Origin of the sequence: Sphingopyxis sp. (assembly GCF_035944815.1) — a bacterium.
Classification (GTDB): Bacteria; Pseudomonadota; Alphaproteobacteria; order Sphingomonadales; family Sphingomonadaceae; genus Sphingopyxis.
The window spans coordinates 23138-39597 of record NZ_DASZAU010000013.1 but is presented as its reverse complement, the minus strand read 5'-3'; the positions used below and the strand labels follow the sequence as shown (position 1 = coordinate 39597).

Here is a 16460-nt window from a genome sequence, read left to right as displayed (position 1 = left end):
CGATGTACTAAGGCGCTCCCGCACGAACAGCCGAGACGCCCCTTGACCCCGGATTCGCACGAAACGCCTGCAAACCCGCTCGCCACCGCGGACATCCTGCTGGTTGGCTGCGGCAATATGGGCGGCGCGATGCTCGCGGGCTGGCTGCGCAGCGGCATTCCCGCTGCGTCGGTAACGGTGATCGACCCCTCGCTCGCGCAGGGTCCGGCCGGGGTGCGGTTGTCGCGGTCGCTTTCGCCGGACATCGCACCCCCGACCGTGCTGGTGCTGGCGGTGAAGCCGCAAAAGCTTGCCGACATCGCGCCGTCGCTCGCTGCGCTGGCAGGCGCCGATACGATGATCGTCTCGGTGCTCGCGGCGGTCGAGTTCGCGACGCTCCGGCATCAATTCCCTGCGGCAGGGTCGCTGGTGCGCGCGGTGCCCAATCTGCCGGCGGCGATCGGGCGCGGGATCACCACGCTCGTCGGCGAAGACATCGACGATGCAGCGCGGGGGCAGGCCGAAACGCTGTTTACTCCGCTTGGCGTGGTCGAGTGGATGGAGGATGAGGGGCTTTGCGCCCTCGCGACGACGGTCTCGGGCGCGACGCCCGCCTTCTTCTTCCGGATTGCCGACGCGATGGCGCAGGCGGCGGAGGCGCAGGGGATGGACCGCACCCGGGCCCTCCGGCTGATCGCCGAAACGATGGCCGGATCGGCGGCGATGCTGGCCGAGGCCGGGGCGGACCCCGCCGACATCGCGCGCCGCGTCGCCAGCCCCGGCGGCGTCACGCTTGCGGGCCTCGCCATGCTCGACGAAGGCGGCGCGCTCGTCCGGCTGATGGCCGACACCATCGCCGCATCGGCGGCGCGCAACGACGAAATGACCCGGGCTTTCCGGCCCGACGCCCTCTCCCAGGAACAACGAAGGATAACCGAATGATAGCTGGTACGATTCTTGTCGGCGCGGCCGAAGACAGTGCAAGCGAGACCTTCCTCGCGATCGACCCTTCGACTGGGCAGACGATCGAACCGCCGTTCGGTGTTGCGGACGCGCGCCATGTCGACCGCGCCTGCGCGCTGGCCGATGCCGCCTTTGCCAGCTTTTCCGAAACCACGCTCGAAGCGCGGGCGGCCTTTCTCGACGCGATCGCCGATGGCATCGCCGCGATCGGCGACGATCTGATCGAGCGCGCGATGGCCGAAAGCGGCCTGCCGCGCGCGCGGCTGGAGGGCGAGCGTGGGCGCACGATCGGCCAGCTGCGCATGTTCGCCGCCTTCGTTCGCGCGGGCGACTGGCTGCACGCGACGATCGATCCCGCCATGCCCGACCGTGCGCCGCTGCCGCGCCCCGACCTCCGCCGCCGCCACGTCGCGCTTGGGCCTGTTGCGGTGTTCGGCGCGAGCAACTTCCCGCTCGCCTTCTCGGTCGCCGGCGGCGACACGGCGTCGGCGTTCGCGGCAGGCTGTCCCGTCGTCGTCAAGGGCCATCCCGCGCACCCGGGGACGGGCGAACTGGTGGCGCGTGCGATTCAGGCGGCGGTGAAGTCGTGCGGGCTCCACGAGGGCGTCTTTTCCTATCTTCCCGGCCCGTCGAATGCGCTCGGCGGCGCGCTCGTCGCCGATTCGCGGATCAAGGCGGTCGGTTTCACCGGCTCGCGCGGCGGCGGCCTCGCGCTGATGCAGATCGCGGCGGCGCGCGCCGAACCGATCCCCGTCTATGCCGAGATGAGCAGCATCAACCCCGTTCTCCTCTTCCCCGCGGCGCTCCGGAACCGGGCCGACGCGCTCGGCGAGGCGTTCGCCCAGTCGCTGACGATGGGCGCCGGACAATTTTGCACCAACCCCGGGCTGCTGATCGCGCTGGAAGGCCCCGATCTCGACCGCTTCGCCGCCGCGGCGGGCGCGGCGCTGTCGGCGATTGCGCCGGCAACGATGCTGACGCCGGCTATCCACAAAAGCTTCGAAAGCGGCGTCGATGCGTTCGAGCGGCACGCGGCGACGCAGCTCGTCGCGCGCGGTGCCGAAGGGCCGGGCGGCTGCGCCGCGCGGGGGGCGCTGTTCATCACCGATGCGGCGGATTTCCTCGCCGACGCGGCGCTCGGGCATGAGCTGTTCGGTTCGTCATCGGTGATCGTCCGCTGCCGCGATATCGACGAGGTCGCGGCGCTGATCGCCGGGCTCGAGGGACAACTCACCGCGACGCTCCAGATCGACGCCGAGGACGAGGCGCTCGCCGCGCGGCTGCTGCCGCTGATCGAACGCAAGGTCGGACGTATCCTCGCCAATGGCTGGCCGACCGGAGTCGAGGTGTGCCACGCGATGGTGCATGGCGGGCCCTATCCGTCGACCTCGGACGGACGCAGCACGTCGGTCGGCACGCTCGCGATCGAGCGTTTCTTGCGTCCCGTCAGCTACCAGAATTTGCCCGAAAGCCTGCTTCCGGCGGCGCTGAAGCCCGCCAATCCATGGGGGATCGCGCGGCGCGTTGAAGGCGCGCTTGTGGCGGCCGATTGACAAGGCGGCGCTCGCGCCCGGCGGTGGGCGCGAGCACTGTCTCCCCCTGTTCAGTTGCCTCCGCTCGCGCTGTCGTAAAAGGCGTCGAGGTCCTTCTTGAACTGCCCGATGACCGCCGGGTTGATGTACACCATGTGGCCCGATTCATAATAATGATAGGTCAGGTTCTGGCGCAGCGACGGGTCGATCTGCATATGCTTCAGATCATATTCGGCACCGAAGAACGGCGTCGCCATGTCGTAATAGCCGTTGAGTGACAGCACTTTGAGATAGGGGTTCTGGCGCATCGCCGCCGACAGGTCGAGCGCGGTGTTGGCGAGCGCCATCTGTGCGCCGCCCTGCCGACCGCCCGGCGCGCGGTGGCGCTGGTCCCAGTTGCCGCCGCCGATCTTGACGTAATAATTGGGGCGGTAAGCAAGTTTGGTTTTATAGCCGAGCGTGCCGAACAGATATTTGTTGAGTGCGCCCACATAAGGACCGCTGATCGCAGCGTCGGTGGTGTCGAACTCGGGGCCTTCGCCCGCCGCGTCGACGTCGATGCCGACGAAACGCGAATCGAGTCGGCCGACCGTGCGTTTCTGGTCGCGCATCAATTCCTTGCGGAAGCGCGACAGCTCGACGCGCAGGTCGGCGTCGAGGATATATTTGACCGACAGCCCGGTATAGGCGCTCATCTGCTGCGCGACGGCGTTGCGTTCCTCATCGCCGAGATCGGAGCCCTTGGCGAGCGCCGAAGCATAGGGACCCGTCGTCCATTGCCGCACTTCGGTCAGGAAGGGCTCGAGCGCCGCGGGCTTGTTCGGCAAGCGGTTATGATACCAGGCGGTCGCGGCATAGCTCGGCAGATAGGTAAGGTGGATCTGGTCATACCCCGGCTGGCGCACACCATAGTTGAGGATCGACGACAGCAGCACGACGCCGTTCATCTGTACCCCGCGCTGCTGGAGCGCATAGACGAGCCCCGCGCCGCGCAGCGTGCCATAGCTTTCGCCGAACAGGAATTTGGGGCTGTCCCAGCGGTCGTTGATCGTGAGGTAGCGCATGATCGCGCGCGAAAAGGCATCGATGTCCTGATCGACGCCCCAGAATTCGGGCCCCTTCGACTTGCCGATCGGGCGCGACAGGCCGGTACCGATCGCGTCGAGGAAGACGATGTCGGTCTTGTCGAGCATCGTCTCGGGATTGCTGCGGATGCGGTACGGCGCGGGGGCGGTGCTGCCCGCGGTCGGGGTTTCGACGAGCACGGGGCCGATCGACCCCATGTGCAGCCACATGCTTGACGATCCCGGTCCGCCGTTGAAGGTGAAGGTCACCGGACGCGGTGCGCTGCCTTTGGGGCGGTCGGCGACATAGGCGACATAGAACATGCTCGCGACCGCCTCGCCGTCGTCGTCACGGATGGTGAGCGTGCCGGGGGTTGCGGTATAGGCGATCGTCCGCCCCTTGACCGTCACGCTGCCGCGTTTGGGCTGCGCGTCCTCCTCGGCGCTGGCGCGTGCAATATCCTCTTCGGGTTCGTTCGCGTCGGCCCTTGCGCTCTCGCTCTTGCCGGTTTCGGCTTTCTTCTCCTGCGCGGCGACGGGCAGGACGAGTGCTGCGGCGAGCGCGATGACCATCGGGGTGCGGTTGGTACGCATAGTCTCTCCTGGGGATGTCTGTTCGGAAGGAAATCAGGGAGCGACGGCATTCGGTCCTTCGCCGCCGTCGGCGATGAATTTTTCGAGCTGCTGTTCGAGCACCGGCAGTGGCACCGACCCCAACGCGAGGAAGGTGTCGTGGAATTTGCGCTGGTCGAACTTCGGTCCCAGCTCGGTCTCGGCCTTGGCGCGCAGCCGCCGGATCGTGATCTCGCCGAGCTTGTAGGCGAGCGCCTGTCCGGGCCAGCTGATATAGCGGTCGATCTCGGTCTCGACATCATGCTGCGCCAGCGCGGTGTGGCTCGCCAGATAGTCGATCGCCTTTTCGCGGCTCCAGCCATAATGGTGGACGCCGGTGTCGACGACCAGCCGCGACGCGCGCCACATCTCGAACGACAGCCGCCCGAAATCCTCGTACGGCGTGCGATAGATGCCCATCTTGGTCCCCAGCCATTCGGTATAGAGTCCCCATCCCTCGCCATAGCCCGAGAAATAGGTCTGGCGGCGGAACGCCGGCCATTTCACCGTCTCGAGCGCGACCGCAGCCTGGAAACTGTGCCCGGGAACGCATTCGTGGAGCGTCAATGCGGGGATCTGGTAGAGCGGCCGCGACGGCAGGTCATAGGTGTTCATCAGGCACGCATCGAGCCCGCCGCGCCCCGCGGTGTAGGTCGGCGCGATCGCGTCGGGCACCGGCAGGATCGTGAAGCGGTAGCGCGGCAGGAAGCCGATCGTATATTTGAGCTGGCCGTCGGCGCGCTTCGCGACGAGCGCCGAGAAGGCGAGCAGTTCCTCGGGGGTCTTCGCATAAAATTGCGGGTCGGTGCGCAGGAAGTGAATGAAGGCGGCGAGGTCGCCCTTGAAGCCTGCCTTCTCCTTCACCTGCTCCATCTCGGCGGTGATCCGCGCGACCTCCTTGAGGCCGATCTGGTGGATCTCTTCGGCGGTCAGCGCGGTCGTCGTATATTCGCGGATCTGCGCCTGATAAAAGGCCTTGCCGTCGGGCATCGCCTCGGCCGCCAGCGTCGTACGCGCCTTCGGCAGATATTCTTGGCTGAAGAAGGTCAGCAGCTTCGCATAAGCTGGCGCGACCGTTCCCGAAATCACCTGCTGCGCTTCGGCGCGCAGCCGCTCCTGATCGGCCGCGGGAACCGCCGGCGGCATTTTGACGAAGGCGCTATAGAAGGGGTTCTTCGCCGGATCGGTGTCGACATAGGCGGCGATCGTCGCGTCGCGTCCTTCGAGCGAGGCGCGCGGCACGCTGAACCCGCGCTTGAGCCCGGCGCGCATATTGACGATCTGTTCGTCGAAATAGCGCGGGATGTCGCGCATCCGGCCGAGGTAGCGTTCATATTCGGCAATCGAGGGCAAGCTGTCGCGCGCGCTCAGCCCCGACCAGAACTGGCTGTCGGCGTTGAACGGCATTTCCCACATCCGGTACTTGCCCTCGGCGACGAAGGCCTCGAGGCTGGTGCGGAAGACCGCGGCGTTGATCTTTTCATTCTCCGAAAGCTGGTCGACGGGAATGGCGTCGAGCGCCGCCAGCGTCTTTTGCCAATAGGCCTGCCGCGCCGCCTGCGTCGCCGCATCGACGCGCGGCAGATGGTCGGCCGATGCGGTAAAGGGCGGGTCGCCGACGCGGCGCGCAAACTCTGTCTGCCGCCAGGCCCATTCCTCTTCGTAAAGCGCTTTCAATCGGGCGTCGGCACTACCCGGCGTGGCCGCCGCGGCCGAAGGGGCAGCCGCGGCGGGCGCCTCTGCCGCAGCGGGCGCCAGCGGCAGGAAGGCAAGGGTCGAAAACAGGATCGTGCGGGTGAGCAATTCTTCTCTCCTCATCGGAAAAATCAGGCGGCGGGTTCGGGGTTCGGGTTCTTGCCCCCGCCCGCGATCCATTCGTCCAATACACGTTCGAGCGTCGGCAGCGGCACCGATCCCAGTCCAAGCAGCGTATCGTGGAACCAGCGCTGGTCGAAATTGGCGCCGAGCTTGGCTTCGGCCTCGGCGCGCTTGCGGCGGATCAGCATCTCGCCGAGCTTGTACGCGAGCGCCTGCCCCGGATCGTTGATATAACGATCGACCTCGATCGTGACCTCATGATCCGACAATGCGGTATGCGCCTTCATGAAATCGAGCGCCTGCTGGCGCGTCCAGCCCTTGTGGTGCAGCCCGGTGTCGACGACGAGCCGCGCGGCACGCCACATCTCATACGTCTCGCGGCCGAACTCGTCATAGGGCGTCTCGTAAATGCCCATCTGGATGCCGAGCCATTCGGTGTAGAGCCCCCAGCCCTCGCCATAGCCCGAGAAATAGGTGGTGCGGCGGATCTGCGGCCGGTCGGGTGCTTCGAGCGCGAGCGCGGCCTGAAAGCTGTGCCCCGGCGCGCATTCGTGCGCGGTGAGCGGCGGGATCGTATAGAGCGGGCGCGCGGGCAGATTATAGGTGTTCATCAAACAGCTCTCGAGCCCGCCGTTGCCGCCGGTCGCGAAGGGCGCGATATTGTCGGGCGTCTGGCGGATCGTGAAGCGATAGCGCGGCAGATGGCCGACGAGGAATTTGAGCTGGCCGTTGATCTTGTTCGCGACATAGGCCGACTTCGCCATCAGCTCGTACGGTGACTTGGCGGTGAATTGCGGATCGGTCTTGAGGAAGTGGAGGAAGCCGGGGAAATCGCCCGTCCATCCCGCCTTCTTCATCGTCGCCTGCATGTCGGCGTCGATCCGCGCGACCTCCTTGACCCCGATTTCGTGGATCTGCTCGGGCGTCAGGTCGAGCGTCGTATATTGGCGGATCTTGGCGGCATAATAGGCCTTGCCGTCAGGCAGCGCCTCGCCGGCGATCGGCACGCGCGCGTTCGGGATATATTCGTCGCGCACGAAGGCGCGCAGCTTGGCGAAGGCGGGTGCGGCGGCGGCGACCGCGGCGCGGCCCTCGGCGACGAGCGCGGCGCGCTCGCTTTCGGGGATATTGCCGGGGATCGCCGCGAAGCTGATGAAGAGCGGATTCTTGTCGACATTCGCCTCGGCGAGCGGCGCGATCGGCGCGTCGCGGCCCGCAAGCGACACGCGCGGTTTGGTGAAGCCGCGCTTCAGCCCGGCGCGCATATTGACGATCTGCTGATCGATATAGCGCGGCATATCGCCCAGCCGCTTGATATAGTTGCGATACGCCTGCGCACCCGACAGCCCGCCGCGCGGTGCGATCCACGTCCAGAAACCGAAGGGATCCTCATATTCGCGATATTTCTGCTCGACGCCGAATTCCTCGAGCGCGGTCTTGAACACTTCGGCGTTGATCTGTTCCTCGGGCGAGAGCTGGTCGAAGGGGATCTTGTTCAGTTCGGTCAGCGCGTTGTTCCAATAGGCGGCGCGGCGCGCCTGGCTTGCCGCGTCAACGCTCGGCAGCCGGTCGCTGCCTTCGCGTTCACCGTCGGAATCGAGCGCAAGTTCCTGCGTGCGCCATTGCCATTCGGCGTCATAGAGCGCCTTCAGCCGCGCGTCGGCCGATTGTGCGACCGATTGCGGAGCTTGCGCGAAAGCGGGGGCGGCGAGGGCGATGGCCGAGGCGGCCAGCAGCGCGGGAGCGAGATATCGCATCGAAATTCCTCTCTGTTGATCAGTAACCGGCGGCGAGGCCGGCGCGGCGGGGATCGGCGACGCCGGTCAGGCTGCCGTCGGGATTGCGCTGGATCGCCTGGATCGATCCGAAGTGCCAATTATAGGGCGCGGTCGGGCGGACATTGACCCCGTACCGCGTCTTGAGTTCGTCGCGCACGGCCTGGCTGACGCGGCTTTCGACCACCATCGGCACGCCCGCCTGCGATCCCTGAAAGCGCGGCGCGTCGACCGCCTGTTCGAGCGGCATGCCGTAACCGAGCAGGTTGATCAGCGTGATCGTTACCGCGCGCGACGACAGGCCCGGCGACCCGATCGTCATCCACGGCTTGCCATCCTTTGCGACCATCGTCGGCGGGAAGGGCGAGATGACGCGGCGGCCGGGCCCCGCGGTGTTGCCGGGGAAATTATTGCCGCTGTTCATCGCGATCCCGTCGACGACCATGCCGGTCGCGAAGGTGCTGCCGTAAACCGAGTGGGTGACCGAGGCCATATTGCCCTGTGCGTCGACCGCGACGAGATGGTTGGTGTCGGTCGAGTGGCGGTCGTGCGTGCTGAAATCGGCCGCGAGTTCGAGCGCGCTTCCCGGTGCCGTTGCCGCCTGCGGCGCTACCGCGGGTTTGGGCAGACTCGCGGTCACCTGCGCCGCGTAGCGTTTCGCATTGTCTTTCGACAGCAGCATCTCGGTTGGCACGTCATAGCTGAGCGGATCGCGAACGAACTCGTCGGTCGCGGTCTCGGCATAGCCGAAGGCGCGGCGGATCAGTTCGAGCGCTTCGGCCGACTGCGAATAATGCGGGCGCGCCTTGAGATCGTAATTTTCGGCGACGTTGAGGGTCATCGAGATGAGCGTGCCCGCGGTCGACGGCGGCGGTGCGCCGATGATCTCGTAACCGTTGTACGTCGAGCGCAGCGGGGTTTCCCAGCGCGGCTTGTAGGCGGCCAGTTCTTCGGCGGTCAGCCCGCCGCCGGTCGCGCGCACCGCGGCGACGAAGCGCTGCGCCCATTCGCCGGTATAGATATAGGCCGGCCCCTCGGCCGAAATGCGGCGCATCGCCTGTGCGAGGCGCGGATGCTTCACGATCGTCCCGACTGGCGGGACATAGCCCTGCGGCAAATATTCCTCGCGCCCCGACGGGTAAGCCGAAAGCCGCGTCAGCGCCGCCTCGGCGAGTTCGCCATAGAGGAAGCTGTACATCGGGTAGCCGTCGTCGGCGAGCTTGATCGCGGGCGCGAAATAGTCGGCCCATTTGAGCGTGCCGAAGCGATCAGCCGCCGCCTTCAGCCCCGCGACGGTGCCGGGAATGCCGATGCGCTTGCCCGACGTATCGGGCAGCCGTTCGCCGCCGCCACCGGTATATTGCGCCCAGCCGCCGCCGACCTGCGCGTCCTTTGTATGGTCGAGCTCGGCGTCGAGATAATGATATTCGCCGGTCTTCGCGTCATAATAGAGGATCGACACGCCGCCCGCGAGCGTCGTCATCTGCGGTTCGATCACCGCCTGCATCGGGACCGCGGTCAGCACGGCGTCGAGCGCGGTTCCGCCCTTCTTCATCACCTCGACCATCGCCTTGGTCACGGTCGGGTTCGACGAGGACGCCATCGCCGATTTGGCGTGGACCGCGGGCTTGGCGCCCTGTTCCTGCGCGAGCGCCGGCTGCGCAAATATCACAAGCCCGAGCGTCACCAGCAATCGATAGCGTCTGTCCATTTTGCGACCCCCTGTTTCATTGTCGGATTAGGCGTGCGTCAAACCGTCCCTTTGGCTGTTTCGGCGGCCGAAGCGGGTGTGAAGATGCGGACGCCGAAAACGGGGCCGCAGCGCGTCGTGTCATTGGCCGGCTGGAAGCGGACGATGACGCTGTCCTTGCCGCGGGTCAGTTCGGCGGGGATCGCGTAATCGATTTCGAAGAATTCGCCGGGATGGCCGCCGTCGAGCGCCTGCGTCGCGATTTTCGTCCCGTCGATCAGGATGTCGAACAGCTTGTTCCGCTCTTCGCCCCAATAGCTCGCCTGCAGCACTAGCGATCCCGGGCGCACCTTCGCCCGATATTCGAAAAAGCCGAAGGTCCGCGCGTCGCGCCCGTGGCGCCCGCGATAGGTGACGGCATAGCTGTTCTTCGCGGTCAGCCCATGGTCGCGTTCGGGCTGCATCTCGCCCAAATTCATGACATCGACCGAGCGGCGCGCGAGGTCCTGCTGCCGCGCCTGTTCGGCGGCGAAGGCGACCTGCTCGCGTGCCCAGCCGGCGTCGTCGAAGCTTTTGAAATAGACGGCGGTGCGACGATCGCGCTGCTGGAAGAAGGGCGCGAAGCGGAGGTCGGCGGGGCGTGCGATGCCGGTGGTGCGGAACGTCCCCGCCGCCGCGTCGACGGGTACGAAGCCCGCGAGCAGGTCGGATGCGACCAGCGCGGGGGCGGGGCCCTCGAACGGCCGGTCGGCGGGGCCGAGGTCGGCGGCAAGCACGACCGGGCCATGCAGCAAGGCGACGGTCGACGGATCGTCGTTCGCGCTTTCGGTGCGCAGCCGCATCGGCAGGGTGAGCGCGATCCGGTCGCCTTTCGCCCAGCGGCGGCGGATCACCGCATAATCGCCGGGGGAGCCCGCGGGCGCCGGCTTGCCGTTCACCGTCAACGCCGCGCCCTCACACCATCCGGGAATGCGCAACGCGACCGCGAAGTCGCGCGGGCGGTCCAGCGTCTCGAGCGTCAGATCGACCCGGTCGCCGAACGGATAGGCGGTTTCCATCCGGAAACCGGCGTGCTGGCTTTCCCACGTAGCGGTCGACGCGATGTAAAGGTTCACCAGCAGCGTATCGCCGCTCTGCCACCACACCGAATCGCCGTGCTTGGCGTGGCTTTCCATCCCCGACCCGACGCAGCACCAGAAATCGTCGAAGGGTTTCGAAAATTTGCGCGCCGTTCCCGACATCAGCGGGACCATATAGGCGAACATCCCTGTCGCCGGGTCCTGATGCGCGAGGATATGGTTGGTGTGTGCGCGCTCATAATAATCGAACAGCCGCGCCTCGGGCCGCCAGCCGTAAAGGTGGCGGGTGAGCTTGAGCATATTATAGCTGTTGCAGCTCTCGCACGTCTGCTCGGTGATATGTTTCGAGATCGTCCGCGGTGCGGGGAAATATTCGCGGTCGGCATTGCCGCCGATGACATAGGTATAATCGCGGACGACGGTTTCCCAGAAGAAGCGAGCCGCATCGGCGTCGCCCGCCTTCCCGGTCAGCTCGTGCAGCCGGGCCAGCCCGATGATCTTCGGGATCTGCGTATTGGCATGGATCCATGGCAGCGAATCCCGGCCCTCGCTCAGTGGGTCGAGTATCGTGCGATGACGCAGCCGTTCGGCGAGGCGCAGCCAGCGCGGGTCTTTCGTCCGCGCATGAAGTTCGGCGAAGCTTTCGTTTATCCCGCCATGTTCGCAGTCGAGCACCTGCTGGACCTGCGCGTCGTCCAGTGCCGCGAACACATCGTCGATATAGGCGCCGAGGCTGACCGCGACGGGCAGCGCCTGCGCATTGCCGCAAAGTTCCTGCGCATCGAACAGGCCAGCGAACAATTTGTGCCAGTTGTAGAAGGGAACCCAGCAGCCGTTGAGGTCGAATCCCATCGAGCGGATGTCGCCGCGCTTCAGCTCGGCGAACAGCAGCTTGCCATCCTCGACGACATCGCCGCGCTTGCGCGTGAAGCCCGCGACATAACCGTCGCCATGCGCGGCCTGCGCTGCGGCAAGTTCATCAACGATATAGTCGGCGCGCCGCTTGCACTCGGCATCGCCGGTCTGCGCATGCATCAGCGATACGGCGGTCAGATAATGGCCGAGGCTGTGCCCCGCTATCGTGTCGCTTTCCCAGCCGCCATAAACCGCTCCCTTCGGCGCAAGTCCCGCGCTGGTCCGGAAATTATGGAGCAGCCGGTCGGGTTCGAGCGCATGGAGATAGCGAAGATTGCCCACGATCGCATCGCGCCACGGCGAATCGAGCAGGCGCACGGCCGAGAGCGGCAGCGGCTCGGCCGGGCCGAACGTCGCGGATAGCCGGGGTACGGCGCGTGCGAAAACCGGGACCAGCGCCACCGCGGCGGCGCCGGCGAGCAGGGTGCGGCGGTTGATATGCGAATGATGCATCACGCTCCCCTGAGTCTTCAGCCCGCCTTGGCAACAGCATATTATACAGTATACGAAGTTTGCAAGCGGCTATGTGGCCAACCGGAAATTTGGTGGAGGATCGATGCAAGAGGACGAAAAGGTCCGGCTTTCGCTGGGCGAAGTGGCGGCGCTGTCGCGCGATATCCTGACGCATCATGGCCTCTCGGCGCGCCATGTCGAGGCTGTAACGGCAACGATCGTCGCCGGCGAACGCGACGAATGCGCGAGTCACGGTATTTATCGCCTGCTCGTGTGCGTGAACACGCTCAAGACCGGGAAGGTCGTGAAGGACGCTGTCCCCGTCGCCCATGATGTCGCGCCCGCGCTGGTCCGTGTCGACGCGGGCGGCGGCTTTGCCCAGACCGCATTTGGCGAGGGCTTGCCGCTACTCGTCGAAAAGGCGCGCACGAACGGCATCGCCGCGCTCGGGATCAATCATTGCGTCCATTTCGCCGCGCTCTGGCCCGAGGTCGAGGCGGTCGCCGCGGCGGGACTCGTCGCCTTTGCCTGCACGCCCAGCCATGCGTGGGTCGCCCCGGCGGGCGGCATCAAACCCCTGTTCGGGACCAACCCGATCGCCTTCGGCTGGCCGCGGCCCGGCGGCTATCCCTATGTCTTCGATTTTGCGACGAGTGCGGTCGCGCGCGGCGAGATCGAACTGCACCGCCGCGCAGGCAAGCCGATTCCCGAGGGCTGGGGCATCGATGCCGAAGGGCGCCCGACAACCGATGCCAAGGCCGCCCTCGATGGTGCGATGCTGACCTTCGGCGGGCACAAGGGATCGGCGCTCGCGACGATGGTCGAACTGATCGCGGGGCCGCTGATCGGCGACCTCACCAGCGCCGAATCGATCGCGCTCGATGACGGTGCAGGTTCATCACCGATCGGCGGCGAGTTCATTCTCGCGATCGACCCGGCGGGCTTCCTTGGCGCCGAGGCGGCGAAACATATCGAACGCGCCGAGGCGGTGTTCGACGCGATCACGGGACAGGGCGCGCGCCTGCCGTCACAACGCCGCTTCGAAGCCCGCGCGCGCAGTCTTGCGAATGGCGTGCAGGTGCCGCGGAAGCTGTACGACGACGTACGGGCGCTGCTGGACTGAACTCAGCCGAACGGCCGGTCGATCGCCGGCGACGGCTCGGTGAACCATTTGGCGCCGCTCTCGGTCATATAGAAATGATCCTCGAGCCGGACGCCGAAGCGGTCGGGCAGGACGATCATCGGCTCGTTCGAAAAGCACATTCCGGGCGCGAGCGGAGTCGTGTCGCCGCGTACCAGATAGGCGGGTTCGTGGATCGACAGGCCGATGCCGTGACCCGTGCGGTGCGGCAGCCCGGGCAGGCGATAGTCGGGGCCGAGCCCCGCCTTTTCGAGCACCGCGCGCGCCGCCGCGTCGACCGTCTCGCACGGCGCGTCGGGCCGCGCGGCGTCAAACGCCGCCGCTTGGGCTTCCTTTTCGAGTGCCCAGATGTGGCGCTGCTCGTCGTTCGCGTCGCCATAGACATAGGTGCGCGTGATATCGGAATTATAGCCTTCGATGACGCAGCCGACATCGATCAGGACGACATCCCCGTCCTGCAACTGCGCATCACCGGGCAGCCCGTGCGGAAAGGCGGTCGAGCGGCCGAACTGGACGATGCAGAAGCTGTTGCCGCCGGGTGCGCCGATCGCGCGGTGCGCCTCGTCGAGGAAGCGCGTGACTTCGCTCGCGCGAATGCCGGGCGCGAGGATGCGCGCCGCGCGGCGGTGGACTTCGAGCGTCATCGACTTCGCCTGCTGGAGCAGCGCGAGTTCGGCCGCGGATTTATACATCCGGCAACCATCGACGATCGGCCCGCCGTCGACGATGTCGAGCGATGGCCCGGCGCGGCGGATGCGGTCGACCAACAGGAACGCCATGGCGGGATCGATCGCGAGCGTCGTCGCGCCGATCTCGCGCAAGACGCCGACGACCAGGTCCGACGGACTCTCATCCTCCTCCCACAAGCGCAGCTCGACCTCGATCTTGAGGTCGGCCTCGAGCGTGCCGAGTTCGAAGGCGGGAGCAATGACAATCGGCGTGCCTTTCGCGGGCAGGAGCATTGCGACGAGGCGCTCGCTCGCGCCCCACGGGATACCCGCGAAATAGCGCAGGCTCGCGCCCGCGCCGATCAGCAGCGCGTCGGCGCCATTCGCGTGCATCAGCCGCCGCGCCTTGTCGAGGCGGGCTTCGCGCTCGGTGGCGGCGATCGGCGGCGCACGATCCGGCCATGGGGTGAGGGCGGCAAGTTCCTGTGCGGCGGTCGATCCGCCGATTCCGCTGGTCATGTCAGGCTCCGAAACGTTTGAGGTCAAAGGGGGAAAGGTCGAAAGGCGGCGCCTCGCCCGCGACGAGCGCCGCGATAGCATCGCCTGTCGTTGCGGCAAGCGTCAGGCCGAGATGCTGGTGGCCGAAGGCATAATAGAGGTTTGCCGCGCGGTCGCTCTGCCCGATCGCGGGCAGATAGTCGGGCAGCGTCGGCCGCGCCCCCATCCATTCGGTGCCAGGAAGGACGAACGACAGGCCGAGCGCGGCGACATGGCGGCGCAGCCTTGCCCATTTGCGCGGATCGGCGGGGCTGGCGCTGCGTCCGAATTCGACGAAGCTTGCGGCGCGAAGCCCCGAGCGGAAGCGGGTGACGATCACCGACCGATCCTCGAACACCACCGGCGGCATATCGTGCGGCCAGTCGGTCGCGGCCGACTGGATATGATAGCCGCGCTCGGCGATGATCGGCACGTGCTGGCCGATCGACGCCATCAGCGCGCCCGACGCGGCACCCCCCGCGATCACTATCGCATCGCCGGTGTGGCGCGTGCCGTCGGTGGCGACGGCGACGGCACGGCCGTTCGCGATCTCCAGCGTCTCGATCTTCGCCTCGATTCGCAGCCCGCCCGCCGCGTCGAACCCGGCGCGTAGCGCCTTGTCCAGTGCGCCGAGGTCTGCGATCTGGCCCGATCCCGAGATGTGCACCGCGCCGGCAACCGGCGCCGAGGTCAGCGCGGCGAGCCGTTCGAGTTCGGCGGATGTCGCATCGCGCATCGCGGCTTTTCCGATGTCGGCCGCCGCCCAGTGCGCACGGCCGGCTTCAGCGCTCGCGGCGCTTTCCCAGACGATGAAATGACCATCCTCGACCAGCAGGTCGCCTGCGCCGATTCGGTCGAGCAGCCGGCGCCAGGCCCCCATCGCGTCACCAAGCGCATCGGACAGCGCCGTGCGTCCGCGTTCGAACCGCGCCGGGCGCGCTGCGGCGACCAAGCGCAGCGAAAAGGGCAGCCACGCGCCGATATCGCGCCACGGCAGTGACAGCGCGCCGCCGCGCCAGAACAGGCGGCGCGGCATCGAGCGGATCGTCGCGCGCGAAGCGAGCGGTTCGACCTGCTCGATAGCGATATGGCCGGCATTGCCCCATGATGCGGTCGGGGACGGCGGGGGCGAATCGATCAAGGTAACTGCAATATCACGCTTTTGCAGAGCGATGGCGGTGGCGAGGCCGACCACCCCGCCGCCAATGACGACGGCATTTCGGGGGGCGGACGGGCGAACTAGAAAATCATTTGGCATCTTGTATCATATACCGTATACGATCTGAAGCTTCAACGGAGGTAATGAATGAGCGTGATAAGGACACTGTGGGAAGGCGTATATCCCGCAGCTACCACCCAGTTCGCCGAAGATCTCTCGGTCGATTATGATGCAACCCAAGGCGTGCAGAGCGCGCTCGTCGACGATGGCGTCACCGGGCTCATCATTCTCGGCACCTGCGGCGAGAATAATTCGCTCGAACCCGACGAAAAGCGCAATGTGCTGAAGGGCGCGGTCGAGGCGGTTGCGGGGCGCGTTCCCGTCGTCGCGGGGGTGTCCGAATTCACCACCGCGCGCGCGATCCAATATGCGAAGGACGCCGAAAAGCTGGGCGCCGACGCGCTCATGCTGCTCCCCGCGATGGTCTATGTGCCGACCCCCGAAGAACTGCAGGCGCATTTCCGCGCGGTGGCCGAGGCGACGGCGCTGCCGATCATGCTCTATAACAATCCCCCGGCGTACCGCGTCGACGTCGATTTCGCGACGCTCGAAGCGCTGCGTGACGTGTCCAACATCGTCGCGATCAAGGAAAGCGCGCCCGATCCGCGCCGCTTCACCGACGTCTTCAACCGCTTTGGCGATCGCTACACGGTGATGGCGGGCCTCGACGACGTCGCGCTCGAGGGCCTGTTCCTCGGTGCCAGCGGCTGGGTCTCGGGCCTCACCAGTGCCTTCCCGACCGAATCGGTCCGTCTTGTAGAGGCGTTCAACGAGGGCAAATATGACGAGGCGCTGGCGATCTATCGCTGGTTCATGCCGCTGCTTCACCTCGACGCCGACCATGACCTCGTCCAGTCGATCAAGCTCGCCGAGGAGATCATGGGCCGCGGCTCCGAACGCGTCCGCATGCCGCGCCTGCCGCTTGCCGGCCAGCGCCGCAAGGATGTGATCGCGATGGTCGAAAAATGCGCGGCGACCCAGCCGAGCAAGGTCGCGGCCTGAACGAACGGGCGGG

Annotated in this window: 11 protein-coding genes; 4 read left to right on the top strand and 7 right to left on the bottom strand. The window is 66.5% G+C overall.

The annotated features are described in order from the left end of the window. The first annotated feature begins 42 nt into the window (after positions 1-42). Both VGU00_RS17525 and VGU00_RS17520 read left to right on the top strand, forming a co-directional pair. The gene (locus VGU00_RS17525; protein WP_327470846.1) at positions 43-921 is read left to right on the top strand and encodes a pyrroline-5-carboxylate reductase; all 879 of its coding nucleotides are present in this window, start codon (positions 43-45) and stop codon (positions 919-921) included. Continuing rightward, positions 918-2495: an aldehyde dehydrogenase (NADP(+)) gene (locus tag VGU00_RS17520; RefSeq protein ID WP_327470844.1), complete on the top strand. Its 1578-nt coding sequence runs from the start codon at positions 918-920 to the stop codon at positions 2493-2495. Before VGU00_RS17525 ends, VGU00_RS17520 begins: the two co-directional genes overlap by 4 nt. Positions 2496-2545: 50 nt before the next feature. On the opposite strand, the gene VGU00_RS17515 is transcribed toward VGU00_RS17520, so the two are convergent. From VGU00_RS17515 to VGU00_RS17495, 5 genes are read right to left on the bottom strand one after another with little or no spacing between them, the layout of a single operon-like run. Continuing rightward, positions 2546-4132: a S10 family peptidase gene (locus VGU00_RS17515; protein ID WP_327470842.1), complete on the bottom strand. Its 1587-nt coding sequence runs from the start codon at positions 4130-4132 to the stop codon at positions 2546-2548. Between the two features lie 33 nt (positions 4133-4165). Then, the gene (locus VGU00_RS17510; RefSeq protein ID WP_414713568.1) at positions 4166-5968 is read right to left on the bottom strand and encodes a DUF885 domain-containing protein; all 1803 of its coding nucleotides are present in this window, start codon (positions 5966-5968) and stop codon (positions 4166-4168) included. 8 nt (positions 5969-5976) lie between these two features. Continuing rightward, positions 5977-7725 (bottom strand): DUF885 domain-containing protein, encoded by a 1749-nt coding sequence (locus VGU00_RS17505; protein ID WP_327470838.1) that lies wholly within the window; start codon positions 7723-7725, stop codon positions 5977-5979. A gap of 19 nt (positions 7726-7744) precedes the next feature. Further along, positions 7745-9454 carry a gamma-glutamyltransferase family protein gene (locus VGU00_RS17500; protein ID WP_327470836.1) on the bottom strand — a complete coding sequence of 570 codons (1710 nt, stop codon included), beginning with the start codon at positions 9452-9454 and terminating at the stop codon, positions 7745-7747. A 38-nt stretch (positions 9455-9492) separates the two neighbouring features. Beyond that, positions 9493-11880, bottom strand: coding sequence for a glycoside hydrolase family 127 protein (locus VGU00_RS17495; protein WP_327470834.1), 2388 nt, complete (start codon positions 11878-11880; stop codon positions 9493-9495). 103 nt (positions 11881-11983) lie between these two features. Between VGU00_RS17495 and VGU00_RS17490 the strand changes: the two genes are divergently transcribed. Then, the gene (locus VGU00_RS17490) at positions 11984-13003 is read left to right on the top strand and encodes an Ldh family oxidoreductase (protein WP_327470833.1); all 1020 of its coding nucleotides are present in this window, start codon (positions 11984-11986) and stop codon (positions 13001-13003) included. 2 nt (positions 13004-13005) lie between these two features. On the opposite strand, the gene VGU00_RS17485 is transcribed toward VGU00_RS17490, so the two are convergent. Further along, a complete protein-coding gene (locus tag VGU00_RS17485) occupies positions 13006-14208 on the bottom strand; it encodes a Xaa-Pro peptidase family protein (protein WP_327470831.1) in 1203 nt (400 codons plus the stop codon). 1 nt (position 14209) lies between these two features. After that, on the bottom strand, positions 14210-15484 hold the full coding sequence (locus tag VGU00_RS17480) for an FAD-binding oxidoreductase (RefSeq protein WP_327470829.1): 1275 nt from the start codon (positions 15482-15484) through the stop codon (positions 14210-14212). Positions 15485-15532: 48 nt separating this feature from the next. Here VGU00_RS17480 and VGU00_RS17475 point away from each other — a divergent pair, with 48 nt between their 5' ends. After that, positions 15533-16447, top strand: coding sequence for a dihydrodipicolinate synthase family protein (locus VGU00_RS17475; protein ID WP_327470827.1), 915 nt, complete (start codon positions 15533-15535; stop codon positions 16445-16447). The last annotated feature ends 13 nt before the right edge of the window (positions 16448-16460 follow it).

What these genes read in the sequence shown, in the direction of transcription:
- VGU00_RS17490 (WP_327470833.1), top strand. Translation starts at nt 11,984, where the DNA reads ATGCAAGAGGACGAAAAGGTCCGGCTTTCGCTGGGCGAAGTGGCGGCG.
- VGU00_RS17505 (WP_327470838.1), bottom strand. Translation starts at nt 7,725, where the DNA reads ATGCGATATCTCGCTCCCGCGCTGCTGGCCGCCTCGGCCATCGCCCTC.
- VGU00_RS17480 (WP_327470829.1), bottom strand. Translation starts at nt 15,484, where the DNA reads ATGCCAAATGATTTTCTAGTTCGCCCGTCCGCCCCCCGAAATGCCGTC.
- VGU00_RS17495 (WP_327470834.1), bottom strand. Translation starts at nt 11,880, where the DNA reads ATGCATCATTCGCATATCAACCGCCGCACCCTGCTCGCCGGCGCCGCC.
- VGU00_RS17520 (WP_327470844.1), top strand. Translation starts at nt 918, where the DNA reads ATGATAGCTGGTACGATTCTTGTCGGCGCGGCCGAAGACAGTGCAAGC.
- VGU00_RS17475 (WP_327470827.1), top strand. Translation starts at nt 15,533, where the DNA reads ATGAGCGTGATAAGGACACTGTGGGAAGGCGTATATCCCGCAGCTACC.
- VGU00_RS17485 (WP_327470831.1), bottom strand. Translation starts at nt 14,208, where the DNA reads ATGACCAGCGGAATCGGCGGATCGACCGCCGCACAGGAACTTGCCGCC.
- VGU00_RS17515 (WP_327470842.1), bottom strand. Translation starts at nt 4,132, where the DNA reads ATGCGTACCAACCGCACCCCGATGGTCATCGCGCTCGCCGCAGCACTC.
- VGU00_RS17500 (WP_327470836.1), bottom strand. Translation starts at nt 9,454, where the DNA reads ATGGACAGACGCTATCGATTGCTGGTGACGCTCGGGCTTGTGATATTT.
- VGU00_RS17510 (WP_414713568.1), bottom strand. Translation starts at nt 5,968, where the DNA reads ATGAGGAGAGAAGAATTGCTCACCCGCACGATCCTGTTTTCGACCCTT.